We start from the raw sequence: 12,107 nt of genomic DNA, 5'->3' as shown, positions 1-12,107 counted from the left end.
TTATGGCGATTCGGTTTGGCAGGAAGGGCGGGTTCCCCACAAGCGCCCTCATGGCGATTCTGGGCGGCGGCGCCGTTGCTGCCGGGGTCATGTTGACGCCCGCCGGCCTTCTCGAGATGGCCTCCACCTCAGCCGGTCTGCCCTCGCTGTTGCCCGCCGCCGCGCCGCCACTGGGTGAGAAGGCACGGCTGATCCTTGCCTTTGCTTCCGGCATCAGCGCCATGGCAATCATCGCGGCAGCGCGGACGGCTTTGTCCCGTCTGACGCAGGGCACCTCTGTCATCCGCATCGGCTATGAAATCGGATATGACGAGGAAGATGAGCCGGATTACGGAGCGCCAAGCCATATGGATGGACCCCGCCGGCCGCTCTTTGCCAGCAGCGATCTTGAAGGTCTGTCGCCGCTTGTCTCAAAACCTGCACCGGCTGAAGCGAACGGCGGCATGCGGATGCCGCTGTCCCCGGAGCCGTTGGACGAGCTTGAACTGCGCGAAGCCATGATCATCGCGCGCCCTCCCCGGCCCGGATCCGTCGAAGCCAGCCCCAGCAAACCGGCCATTGTTCAGGACCCGTCAGGGGTGCTGGCCGCCGCCCGGATGCAGCCTTCCGACTATTCGGCGCTCAGCATCACTGAACTGGTGGCCCGTTTCGAGCGGGGCCTTGCCCATCGCCGGCTGCTGCTTGCCGAAGCCGTGGCGGCAAAGCGCGCCAACGAGGCTGAGTCGCAAGCCCCTGCGCGCCCACGCGAAACTGCCCGGCCAGCACCTCGGCTAGAGCCGGAGCCCGAGCGCAGGAGCATCGATGCGGAAGTCGATGAAGCCCTGCGAGCAGCCCTGGGCACCTTGCAGCGGATGACGGCCCGCGCGGCCTGAGAAAAATCGCCCCCAAAGGGCTAATGGCATTCGCCCTTATGCCGCGCTTCATAGGCCAGGGCAAAGGGCTGCCCCTTGGCGACTCCCTGGGTATGGATCTGCGCCAGGCGGCTGGTTTCGATCCGAAGCGCCGTCCGCCCTTGCCCGGAGCCCGGACAAGTATAATGCACGACGGCGCTGGTGGCGCGATCTTCAATGACATGGAAGGTGCAGCGGCTCCGCTGATGATAGAGCTGCAGCAACTGCCGGGGATCCCCCAGGCAGATATTCAGCACCCCTTCGCCCGGCGAACGCGGCTTCACCTGCCAAGCGCCCTTCTCCAGCACCTGCAGCGCGAGCGGCACAGGCGCATGTGCAACAGAAGGCGTGCCCATAAGGCCCCACAGCACTGTCGCCACCGCACAAGGGTAGCGGAATCGCGATTTAGTCACACCAATTCCCCCGGCGCCAAACCTTCCGCCCCCTGCGGCGATCCAGGTGCCAGCGCCTCTATAACGCCCGAGCGGCTAGAAGAAAATTAGGGCAGAATTATAGCGGGACTGAGGGGGATAATCATACGGTCCTACCCACTTGCCCGGTCGGATTGGCTCGGGCGGAGTCGTAGTTCGTAGTGCCTGCAAGGAATATCGAGAGCCAAAACATGGGATCATCTTCTATTCCGTACGGAAATTGCCCCGGCAGATCACACCCCTTCCAGCAGTTTCTCCCGCTTGATCTTCTCCTGCCACACCAGCGGCGCGAGGTGGTGGACACTCTGCCCCTCTGCGTCCACCGCTACGGTCACCGGCATGTCCTGCACCTCGAACTCGTAGATCGCCTCCATGCCGAGGTCCTCAAAGCCCACGACCTTCGATCCCTTGATCGCGCGGGCGACCAGATAGGCGGCCCCGCCCACGGCCATCAGATAGGCCGATTTGTGGTCCTTGATTGCATCGATAGCCATGGGACCGCGCTCGGCCTTGCCGACCATTGCGAGCAGGCCCTGTTCCAGCATCATGCGGGTGAACTTGTCCATGCGCGTTGCTGTAGTGGGACCAGCGGGGCCGACGATTTCCTCGCCCACCGGATCCACCGGTCCGACATAATAGATGACCCGGCCCTTGAACTCGACCGGCAGCTCCTCGCCCTTGGCCAGCATGTCCTGGATGCGCTTGTGCGCGGCGTCGCGGCCCGTCAGCATCTTGCCGTTAAGCAACAGGCGGTCACCATGCTTCCAGCTCTGAACGACTTCCGGTGTCAGCTTGTCGAGGTCGACGCGGATTGCTTCCTTGCTCGGCGTCCAGTTGACGTCCGGCCATTCGGAGAGCTTGGGGGCTTCGAGATAGGCAGGACCCGAACCGTCCAGCGTGAAATGCGCATGACGCGTGGCCGCGCAATTGGGAATCATCGCTATGGGCTTGGACGCGGCATGGGTCGGCCAGTCCATGATCTTGACGTCAAGAATGGTCGAAAGCCCGCCAAGGCCCTGCGCGCCGATGCCTAGCGCATTGACCTTGTCGAAAATCTCGATTCGCAGCTCCTCGATCTTGTTCTGCGGTCCGCGTTCCTTGAGCTGCGCCATATCGATGGCGCCCATGAGCGACTCCTTGGCGAGCAGCACCGCCTTTTCCGCCGTGCCACCAATGCCGATGCCCAGCATGCCCGGCGGGCACCAGCCAGCGCCCATCTGCGGCACCATTTCCAGCACCCAGTCAACGATGCTGTCGGAGGGATTGAGCATCTTGAACTTGGACTTGTTTTCCGAACCGCCGCCCTTGGCCGCCACATCGATGCTCACCTTGTCGCCGGGCACCATTTCAACATGCAGGACCGAAGGGGTGTTGTCCTTCGTATTGACGCGGCCGAAGGCCGGGTCCCTGAGGATGGAAGCGCGCAGCGGGTTTTCCGGATTGCGATAAGCGCGCCTGACACCCTCATCGACAACCTCCTGCAGGCTCATGCCGCTCTCGAGCCGGCAATTCTGCCCCCATTTCACGAACACCGTGACAATGCCCGTATCCTGGCAGATCGGCCGATGCCCTTCGGCGCACATGCGGCTGTTGGTCAGGATCTGCGCAATTGCATCCTTGGCGGCGGGGCTTTTCTCCGCCTCATAGGCAACGCCTAGAGCCCGGATATAATCCATCGGATGATAATAGCTGATGAACTGCAGCGCGTCGGCGACGCTTTCGATAAGGTCGGCTTCCTTGATCACAACGGTCACGATTGCGATTCCTTCATTTCCAGCACGGTCAATGGGCGCCGCTTTACCGCTTGTGCGGCATCTGTCCAGAGGGGCCCCCAATTGTGACTGGCCAAAGCCGCCGGGGCAGGTTAATGGCCGCAAGTCAATGCAGGCAAATTGACCCGCAACTTTCCTCCCCCTATGTGCGATGCAACATTTTCGCTGACTGGGAGATTCTGCCTATGAAGAAACAATATCCAAGCGCCCAGGCGGCCTTGGACGGCCTGCTTTTCGACGGCATGCAGATTTGTGCCGGCGGTTTCGGCCTGTGCGGAATCCCCGAGCGTCTGATCGATGCGATCCGGGATTCGGGCGTCAAGGACTTGACCATCGCGTCCAATAATGCCGGCATCGACAATGAAGGGCTGGGCAAGCTGCTGCGCACGCGGCAGATCAGGAAGATGATCTCTTCCTATGTCGGCGAGAACAAGGAATTCGAGCGGCAATATCTCTCCGGGGAACTGGAGGTCGAGTTCTGCCCGCAGGGGACGCTGGCTGAGCGGTGCCGTGCGGGCGGCGCGGGCATCCCAGGCTTCTACACCAAGACAGGCGTCGGTACGAAAGTGGCGGAAGACAAGGAAGTGAAGGTCTTCGACGGCCAGGAATATATTCTGGAACGCGGGATTTTCGCCGATCTTGCGATCATCAAGGGCTGGAAGGCCGACGAGGCAGGCAACCTCATCTTCCGCAAGACCGCCCGCAATTTCAACCAGCCCATGGCCACCGCAGCGAAAATCTGCGTCGCCGAAGTTGAGGAGGTGGTGCCCACCGGCAGCCTCGATCCCGACAGCATCCACCTGCCCGGCATTTATGTGAAGCGCATGATCGTGGGTGCGCCCTATGACAAGAAGATCGAATTCCGAACCGTTCGCCAGAGGGAGACGGCATAATGGCCTGGACGCGTGATGAAATGGCCGCCCGCGCCGCAAAGGAACTCAAGGACGGCTTCTATGTGAACCTTGGCATCGGCATTCCAACTCTGGTGGCGAACCATATCCCACCCGGCGTCGAAGTGACGCTGCAGTCGGAAAACGGCATGCTCGGCATCGGCCCCTTCCCCTATGAGGATGAAGTCGATCCTGACCTTATCAATGCTGGCAAACAGACGATCAGCGAACTGCCCTCCTCCAGCTATTTCAGCTCGGCGGACAGCTTCGCCATGATCCGCGGCGGCCATATCGACCTCACTGTCCTTGGCGCCATGGAAGTGGCCGAAAATGGCGACATCGCCAACTGGATGATTCCCGGCAAGATGATCAAGGGCATGGGCGGCGCTATGGATCTGGTCGCTGGCGTCAAGAAGATCATTGTCGTCATGGAGCACAACTCCAAGGACGGCAGCGCCAAGTTCATCCCCGCATGCACCCTCCCGCTCACCGGCAAGAATGTCGTGGACATGATTATCACCGACCTCTGCGTTTTCCAGCGGCCCGATCACAACAGCTTGTTCAAACTGGTCGAACTTGCTCCCGGCGTGACGGCGGAGGAAGTCGCGGCAAAGACCACGGCGCATTATTTGAGCTGACTCACGGATGGCCCGCCCTTTCCTGCAAAGGGCCGCTTGAAATCGTCATTCCCCACGGGCGGGAAGCCATCTCCCGACGCCAGATCCAGAGGTTGGATCCGGAAATGGATCCCCGCCTACGCGGGGATGACGGTCTGCTGCAAAGTACCACGCTCGCAGACAGGCATCAGCTTCATACAAGCTGACTCGTTTTCCATGCTGATCACCGCATTTACCTTGCGGAACGGCGGAAATCCGGACAAATATAGGGCCATGAGCAAAAGCCATGGTCGCAGACGGATTGGGAGAGGGAACAAAGGACAGCGGTCCCGACACGGGGGCTCCTTTGGCGTTTTGAAAGCGCTTTCCTTGCTGGCTGCCTCTGCGGGTGGCCTTTTGCTTTATCAGCATTATGCCTCCGAAACGGAGGGTGGACGGACCGCAATAGCGCAGGCCGCCAGCGTACCCCTTCCTGACGTTCAGCCCTGGAAGCCAGTGGTTGATTATGACGCGCTCGATGCCCGGCTGGACCGGCTTATGGCGGAGCGCGACATGACGGGCCTTGCCATCGCGGTGGTCGAAAATGGCAAGCTGGCCTTCATCCGCGGCTATGGCCTCGCCTCGGAGGAAACCGGAGAGGCGGTCAACGAACATACCGTCTTCCGCTGGGCCTCCCTTTCCAAGGGCGTAGCAGGCACGATGGCCGCGAAGCTCGCCGCTGAAGGCAAGCTCAATCTTGACCGGCCGGTCGCTTCCTATGGTACCAGCCTTCGCTTGCCGGGCGGTGCGGAGCGGCTGGCGACCGTGTCCGACGTGCTGTCGCATCAACTTGGCCTGTGGAAGAATGCCTATGATGGCAAGCTGGAGGGAGGCGGCGATCCCGTCGCGATCCGGCACGAACTTGCGGGCCTGACCCTCATCTGCGCGCCGGGCACCTGCCACAGCTATCAAAATATCGCCTATGACACGGCGGGAGAGGTCATCAGCAAGGTGACGGGCCGCAGCTATGCGGAGACAGTTCGGACGCAGCTTTTCCAGCCGCTCGGCATGACAGGAGCCAGCATCGGCCTTGGCGATCTCACTTGCGCCCGCAGTTGGGCGCGACCCTATCGCAACGGCTATCCGGTGAAGCTGACCGACGCCTATTACAAGGTTCCGGCTGCGGCGGGGGTCAATTCCAACATAATCGACATGGCCCGCTGGATGCAGGCGCAAATGGGCGAGGAACCTTCGGTTCTTTCGCCAGAGGTGCTGAAGACGATCCACGACCCACTGGTGGGCACTCTGCGTCCCTATGGCAGCACAGCGCTCGGCCGCGCGCTGCATGATCCGGGCTATGGCCTTGGCTGGCGCAGCTTCACCTATGCGGGGCACCGGCTGGTCGGCCATAGCGGCGCCGTGGCGGGATATCGTTCGACGATGATGTTCGATCCCGAAACGCGCACCGGCATCGCGATGTTGTGGAACAGCGAAAGCAGCAAGCCTTTCAGGGCGCAGCTGGAGCTGTTCGATTTGTATTACGGGCTGCCCTTCCAGAATTGGATGGAACTGTCGCCCCTCCCCGGCCAGCCGGGAACCCCAATGCGCGTGGCGGCGAATGGAAGACAGTGGGCCGCGCCTTGAACTAGGGCATAGGGTAGCTTGTCATCCTGATCGTGCAAATGGGGCGACGGCCCGGTTTTTATCGACCACATCAAAAACCATGTCCGTCAGCCGACGATCACATGCTCGCGTGTAAAGAAAATCGGGGAATGGGCGAGATCGATGAAGTTCCGCTCATCCTCCAGCAGGGCGAGGCCTGCCGCCTGGCCCCGTGCGGTTTGACGCGGCTCGGTGAAGCTTTCCCAATCATCCCACCACAGTTCGGCAACCCCGTCGAAATGAACCGCCTCCGATCCCCGCGGCCCACCCTTCGCCATAGACTCGGGGAGCGAATGTGACTGGACGTAGCGGCGGATATTGAGATCGGAGGCGTAGGAGTGCACCAGCGGGGCATGGCGCTCCAGCCAGTATTTCAAAAACTCCTCGACCGTCAGATCGGCCCTGCGCTTCAAGCAAAAAATCATCTTGATCATGTCATCCCCTCTACGCGTTCGGACGCCAATAAAATCAACATTCAGGATCGCGCTCCCGTGAAGACAACCGAAAGCCCGTCATTCCCGCGAAAGCGGGAACTTAGCTCGCCACAATCTCCGACTTTGAGCCGAGAGAACGGATGGATTCCAGCGTTCGCGGGAATGACCGGATGGAGCAAATGTGACTTAGGCAGCAGCACGGCAAATCAATGCGCCGCGCCCCAGCTTGGACCGGTGCCAATCTCCACGCCGAGCGGCACGCTCAATTTCACCACCGGCTCCGCCGCGCTTTCCATGACGGAGCGGATGACTGCACTCGCCGCCTCCGCCTGCCCCTCCGGCAGTTCGAAGACCAGTTCGTCATGCACTTGCAGCAGCATCTTCACCTCCGGCAATCCGGCTGCCTCCAGCGCCGGGCCCATGCGAGCCATGGCGCGCTTGATGATATCGGCGCTGGTGCCCTGGATGGGCGCGTTGATCGCCGCACGCTCACTACCCGCGCGTTCGGCCTGATTCTTGGCATTGAGCCGGGGGAACCAAGTCTTGCGGCCGAACAGCGTCGTGGTGAAGCCCCTCTCCCGCGCTTCTTCGAGCGTGTGAGTGATATAGTTGGAGATGCCGGGAAAGCGCTGGAAATAGCGATTGATCATGTCCTGCGCTTCGTCCGGCGCAATCTCCAGCCGCGCCGCCAGACCCCAGCGGGATATGCCGTAAAGTATCGAGAAGTTGATCGTCTTCGCCCGCCCGCGCGTATCGCGATTGACCTCGCCGAACAGCTCCTGCGCGGTGGCGGCGTGAATATCCTCGCCCCGCGCAAAGGCATCCTTCAGCGCCGGAACGTCCGCCATATGGGCGGCAAGGCGCAGTTCGATCTGGCTATAGTCCGCCGCCAGCATCACATTGCCCGGCTCCGCGACAAAGGCATGGCGAATCTGCCGTCCAAGCTCGGACCGGATCGGGATGTTCTGAAGATTGGGGTCGGTGGAGCTGAGCCGTCCCGTCTGCGCCCCTGACAGGCTGTAGCTGGTGTGGACGCGTCCGGTCTTCTGATTGACCTGCTGCTGCAAGGCGTCGGTATAGGTGCTCTTCAATTTCGTGATCTGCCGCCATTCGAGCAGCTTTGCGGCAACCGGCACGCCGTCCTTCTGCAACCGCTCAAGCTCGGTGACATCGGTCGAATAGACGCCGGTCTTGCCCTTCCGCCCGCCCTTCAGGCCCATTTTCTCGAACAGCACGTCGCCCAATTGCTTGGGGCTGCCGATGGTGAACTCCGTGCCGCAATCCTCAAAGATCGCACATTCCAGTGCCTCGATAGCGGTCGAGAATTCAGCGGACAGGCGGGAGAGCTGCTCGCGGTCGACCTTGACGCCAGTGCGCTCCATCTTCGCGATGACGGGCACCAGACGGCGGTCGACCATCTCATAGACGCGCGTCGCCCCTTCCTGGGGCAGTCGATGCTTGAAGATCTGCCACAGCCGGAAGGTGACGTCCGCATCCTCGGCGGCATAGGCGGTCGCTTTGTCGAGCGGCACCTCGGCAAAACTGATCTGGCTCTTGCCGGTCCCGCAGAGCGACTTGAAGCTGATGCATTCATGGTTGAGGTGGAGCTTCGCAAGCTCATCCATGCCATGGCCATTCTTGCCCGCATCCAGGTCAAAGCTCATGACGATCGTATCGTCGATGGGCTTTATCTCCAAGCCAAGACCGGCAAGGATGCAGATGTCATATTTGAGGTTCTGGCCGACCTTCAGCACGCTTTCATCGGCGAGCAGCGGCCTTAGCTTCTCCAATACCAGATCTTGGGAAAGCTGCTGCGGGGCGTCGCTGAACATGTCGGCCCCGCGATGGCCGACGGGAATGTAGCAGGCGCGTCCCGGCGCGACCGCAAGGCAGATGCCGCAGAGCTTGCCCGACACGGAATCGAGGCTGTCCGTCTCCGTATCGATGGCGAGCACGCCTTCTTCATGCGCCGCAGCGATCCAGCGGTCGAGTGCCGCTTCAGTCACCACGGTTTCGTAAAGGCTGCGGTCAATGGCGGGGGCGGACTCGAACCGGGGAGGCTGCGGCTCCGCCTTGACGTCGGGCGCCGTGGCGGCCGCGACGGCCGCGGGTGCAGCACTGGTGCCGAGCCGCGCGAGCAGCGAATTAAAGCCATGATGTTCAAGAAATGCCTTTAGCGGCTCGGTAGGGATGCCGTTCAGCACCAGCGAGTCCAGCGACTGCGGCAGCGGCACCTCGCAATGCAATTCCACCAATTGCCGGGAGAGACGCGCCATGTCGGAATGGGCGATCAGATTCTCCTGCATCTTCGATTTCTTCATGAGCGGCGCTGCGGTCAGCACGCTCTCCAGATCACCATATTCCAGGATCAGCTTGGACGCCGTCTTGGGACCGATGCCGGGCACGCCCGGAACATTGTCCACCGAATCGCCCATGAGCGCGAGCACATCGCCCAGCTTTTCCGGCGGCACGCCGAATTTCTCATGCACGATTTCCGGCCCCGACCGGACATTCTTCATCGTGTCCAGCATATCGACGCCGGGTTCGATGAGCTGCATCAGATCCTTGTCGGAAGAGACGATGGTGACGGACCAGCCCTCCTTCAGCGCCGCCTTGGTGTAGCTGGCGATTATGTCGTCCGCTTCAAATCCCTCCTCCTCGATGCAGGGAAGAGAGAAAGCGCGGGTGGCGTCGCGGATCATCGGGAATTGCGGGACCAAGTCCTCCGGCGCGGGCGGACGCTGCGCCTTGTACTGATCGTAAAGGTCATTGCGGAAAGAAGTGCTGCCCTTGTCGAGGATCACCGCCATATGCGTCGGCCCCTCCGCCCTGTGCAGGGCATCGGCCAGCTTCCAGAGCATCGTCGTATAGCCATAGACGGCCCCCACCGGCTCTCCGCGGATGTTGGTGAGCGGCGGCAGGCGGTGATAGGCGCGGAAGATATAACCGCTGCCATCGACAAGATAGAGATGATTCTGAGCCATGGCGCGGGGATAGCGCAGGGTGCGGGTCAGGGGAACAGGGGATGAACTTTGGGGTCGAAAGCCTTAGATAGTTCGTCCTTCCCGCGAAGGCGGGAAGCCACTTCAACACCCAAGGGTTGGCTCAAAAGATGGGTCCCGCTTTCGCAGGGATATCGAAGGAGCAACTCACCTTCTATCGTGATTGGCCGCGACCGCGCGGGACACCGCCTGCATCAACTCCCAGCGCCTGGGGATGGGCTGGGTCGTGCTGCCGATCATCACTGCGACGGCATAGCTGGTGCCGTCGGGCGCGGTCATGATGCCGACGTCATTATAGCCGGTTGAGCGCGGCGCAAGTTCTTGGCCAGTGCCGGTCTTGTGGGCATAGGTCCAACCCGGCGGCACGCCGCCCTTGATCCGCTGCGGACCGGTTTTTGCCTCATGCATGACCGCGAGCAGCAACCGCGTGGAGGACGGCGAAAGCAGATCGCCCCGCTTCAGCTTCGCTAGCGCCCCCACAATGGCGACCGGCGCGGCGCCATCGGGCGGATCGGCAAGGTAGCGGTCCAGCGCCTTTTCGCGCACCGAGCGGGGCAGGTTTGCTCGCGCCGCATAGAAATTCCGGCCGACCGAATAACTCTGATTCCAGTCGAGGCCCGCTGCGGCGCTCTGCAGCAGTCGTTCGCCGGGGCCAAAGCGGATATTGCCGATGAAATTCTTGCCGAAAAAGGCCCGTACGGCGTCGGGACCACCCACGGTGCGCAGCAACTTGTCATTTGCGGTATTGTCGCTTTGCTGCATCGCCCGGTTAAGGAGGTCGGACAGCGTCGTCTGATAGCCATCAGCATCCACCATGGCCGCCAGGGGCTGGTGGAACAGCGTCAAATCCTGCCTCTGAATGACCGTCGGATCGCTTAGCCTCAGCTTGCCGCGGTCGACCGTGTCGAACAGCGTCATCGCCACCCACAGCTTGGAAACGCTCTGCTGCGGATAAAGCTTGCGGCCATTATATTCGACCACCCAATCGGCATCCACCCGCTGGACGGCGATGCCGACGTCGCCGTTGAAGTTCCGCCCAAGGTCATGGATGATCCGCACGAGCGCGGGAGAGGGCTGGCTGCGCGGATCATATTGGGGAATGCGCTGAGGCGGCGTCACCGGGCGGCTGGCAACAGGCGTCGAGGGTGCAGCGGCCGGAATGATACCACTGGAGCAGGAGGCCAGCATCGCGGACGCAGCCAGCAAAATCCCGCCCCTTGCGCCCCATAGCCAAACCGGCTTCCAGCCCCGCCTTTCACCCACTTCGAACAATCCTTCGCCTACATCCCGCACGCGACCAATTCCTAAGCTCCCCGAGTCGGGATTATGCCATATTTGCGATGAATGATTCCACAAAGGCGGTGGACGGAAGGTGAACGCCGGAAGATCAGACAAGAAGAAAGCCGCCAGTCAGCAGCGGTTAAAGCGTCCAAGGCATAATGAACAGAAATGACCGATTCAGCATCCCATATGATCCGGGCAAATAGGCGCGAATTCATGACGGCGGCTCTGACCCTGGGTGCCGCTGCATTACTGCCCGGCACTGGCTGGGCCGCTCCGGCTTTCTCGTCCCGCCGGATCAGCGTCAAAACCCAGGGATCGGGACCCGACGTCATACTGATCCCTGGCCTGGGTTCCGCTTCGTCGATATGGCAGGCTTGCGTGGCAGCCGTCCCTGGCTACCGCTATCACCTCGTTCAGGTGAAGGGATTTGCGGGAACGCAGCCAGAAGCCAATCGCGGCGGAGCGGTGGTGGAACCCGTCGCGGCGGAAATCGCGCGCTACATCTCAGCCACTGGCCTTCAAGCTCCCGCCCTCATAGGGCATAGCATGGGGGGCATGCTGGCGATGCTGCTTGCTCTCCGCTTTCCCCGGCAGACGGGATCGGTGATGGTGGTGGACATGCTCCCTGCCGGCGCTGGCATGGTGGGCGGCACTGCGGAAGGCATGGGCACCTTTGCAACCCGGATGGGCAGCTATTTCACCGGCACCCAAGGCGGCCGGGAAATGTTCAGGCAACTCATGGGCATGTTCAGTCCCGATGCGGCGGACAATGACCCGGACACCATGGCCGCCGCGCTTCAGGATCTTGCCAAGCTGGATATCACGGCAGAGCTGCCAAAGATCCGCCCGCCGCTCACCGTGCTTTATGCAACCCCGGCCAATGCGGAGCAGCGCGCCGCCGTAACGAGGCGCTATCAGTCCGCCTATGCAGGGGCCAGGACCGCCCGGCTCAAGCCCATAGGACCGAGCGGACACATGATCATGTTCGATCAGCCCAAGCGCTTTGCGGACGAAGTAAGGCTGTTCCTGAAGGGATAGAGCATCGTGCGCAAACGTGGGAACCGGTTTTGCGCGAAAAACGATGCGACAACAAAGAATTAGAGCGCGCGCCCGCGTCAGATTAAACGCAGCGCGCTCTAGCCGACC

10 protein-coding genes are annotated in these 12,107 nt (G+C 61.6%); 5 read left to right on the top strand and 5 right to left on the bottom strand.

The window, feature by feature from the left end; translation table 11 throughout:
- Positions 1-2 precede the first annotated feature (2 nt).
- Positions 3-872, top strand: a complete 870-nt coding sequence (locus tag VJS46_RS07595; protein WP_324059173.1) for a hypothetical protein — start codon at positions 3-5, stop codon at positions 870-872.
- A gap of 20 nt (positions 873-892) precedes the next feature.
- On the opposite strand, the gene VJS46_RS07590 is transcribed toward VJS46_RS07595, so the two are convergent.
- Positions 893-1,303, bottom strand: coding sequence for a hypothetical protein (locus VJS46_RS07590; protein ID WP_324059171.1), 411 nt, complete (start codon positions 1,301-1,303; stop codon positions 893-895).
- A gap of 251 nt (positions 1,304-1,554) precedes the next feature.
- Positions 1,555-3,075 (bottom strand): fumarate hydratase, encoded by a 1,521-nt coding sequence (locus tag VJS46_RS07585; RefSeq protein ID WP_324059169.1) that lies wholly within the window; start codon positions 3,073-3,075, stop codon positions 1,555-1,557.
- Between the two features lie 203 nt (positions 3,076-3,278).
- On the opposite strand from VJS46_RS07585, the gene VJS46_RS07580 reads away from it, so the two are divergent.
- The 3 genes from VJS46_RS07580 (at position 3,279) to VJS46_RS07570 (ending at position 6,223) form a co-directional block, all read left to right on the top strand.
- Complete coding sequence (locus VJS46_RS07580; protein ID WP_324059167.1) at positions 3,279-3,986, top strand: CoA transferase subunit A; 708 nt, start codon at positions 3,279-3,281, stop codon at positions 3,984-3,986.
- Positions 3,986-4,621, top strand: coding sequence for a 3-oxoacid CoA-transferase subunit B (locus tag VJS46_RS07575; RefSeq protein ID WP_324059166.1), 636 nt, complete (start codon positions 3,986-3,988; stop codon positions 4,619-4,621). Before VJS46_RS07580 ends, VJS46_RS07575 begins: the two co-directional genes overlap by 1 nt.
- A gap of 348 nt (positions 4,622-4,969) precedes the next feature.
- Positions 4,970-6,223, top strand: coding sequence for a serine hydrolase domain-containing protein (locus tag VJS46_RS07570; RefSeq protein ID WP_324059163.1), 1,254 nt, complete (start codon positions 4,970-4,972; stop codon positions 6,221-6,223).
- A gap of 86 nt (positions 6,224-6,309) precedes the next feature.
- Here the strand turns inward: VJS46_RS07570 and VJS46_RS07565 are convergent, their stop codons facing one another.
- From VJS46_RS07565 to VJS46_RS07555, 3 genes are all read right to left on the bottom strand, one after another.
- On the bottom strand, positions 6,310-6,675 hold the full coding sequence (locus tag VJS46_RS07565) for an EthD domain-containing protein (protein WP_324059161.1): 366 nt from the start codon (positions 6,673-6,675) through the stop codon (positions 6,310-6,312).
- 206 nt (positions 6,676-6,881) lie between these two features.
- On the bottom strand, positions 6,882-9,659 hold the full coding sequence (polA, locus tag VJS46_RS07560; protein ID WP_324059159.1) for a DNA polymerase I: 2,778 nt from the start codon (positions 9,657-9,659) through the stop codon (positions 6,882-6,884).
- A 165-nt stretch (positions 9,660-9,824) separates the two neighbouring features.
- On the bottom strand, positions 9,825-10,865 hold the full coding sequence (locus tag VJS46_RS07555) for a serine hydrolase (RefSeq protein WP_414707984.1): 1,041 nt from the start codon (positions 10,863-10,865) through the stop codon (positions 9,825-9,827).
- Between the two features lie 309 nt (positions 10,866-11,174).
- Here VJS46_RS07555 and VJS46_RS07550 point away from each other — a divergent pair, with 309 nt between their 5' ends.
- Entirely contained in the window at positions 11,175-11,999 is an 825-nt protein-coding gene (locus VJS46_RS07550; protein ID WP_324059156.1) for an alpha/beta hydrolase, read from the top strand.
- Positions 12,000-12,107 lie beyond the last annotated feature (108 nt).

The organism is Rhizorhapis sp., assembly GCF_035276005.1.
In the GTDB taxonomy this organism is placed as follows: Bacteria; Pseudomonadota; Alphaproteobacteria; order Sphingomonadales; family Sphingomonadaceae; genus Rhizorhapis.
Note: the sequence above shows the minus strand (reverse complement) of the source record. Positions and strands in the feature narration are given on the sequence as shown.

Bases quoted from the DNA above. Each gene is read 5' to 3' on its own strand.
- VJS46_RS07565 (WP_324059161.1), bottom strand. From the start codon at position 6,675: ATGATCAAGATGATTTTTTGCTTGAAGCGCAGGGCCGATCTGACGGTC.
- VJS46_RS07555 (WP_414707984.1), bottom strand. From the start codon at position 10,865: ATGCTGGCCTCCTGCTCCAGTGGTATCATTCCGGCCGCTGCACCCTCG.
- VJS46_RS07580 (WP_324059167.1), top strand. From the start codon at position 3,279: ATGAAGAAACAATATCCAAGCGCCCAGGCGGCCTTGGACGGCCTGCTT.
- VJS46_RS07550 (WP_324059156.1), top strand. From the start codon at position 11,175: ATGACGGCGGCTCTGACCCTGGGTGCCGCTGCATTACTGCCCGGCACT.
- VJS46_RS07575 (WP_324059166.1), top strand. From the start codon at position 3,986: ATGGCCTGGACGCGTGATGAAATGGCCGCCCGCGCCGCAAAGGAACTC.
- VJS46_RS07595 (WP_324059173.1), top strand. From the start codon at position 3: ATGGCGATTCGGTTTGGCAGGAAGGGCGGGTTCCCCACAAGCGCCCTC.
- polA (WP_324059159.1), bottom strand. From the start codon at position 9,659: ATGGCTCAGAATCATCTCTATCTTGTCGATGGCAGCGGTTATATCTTC.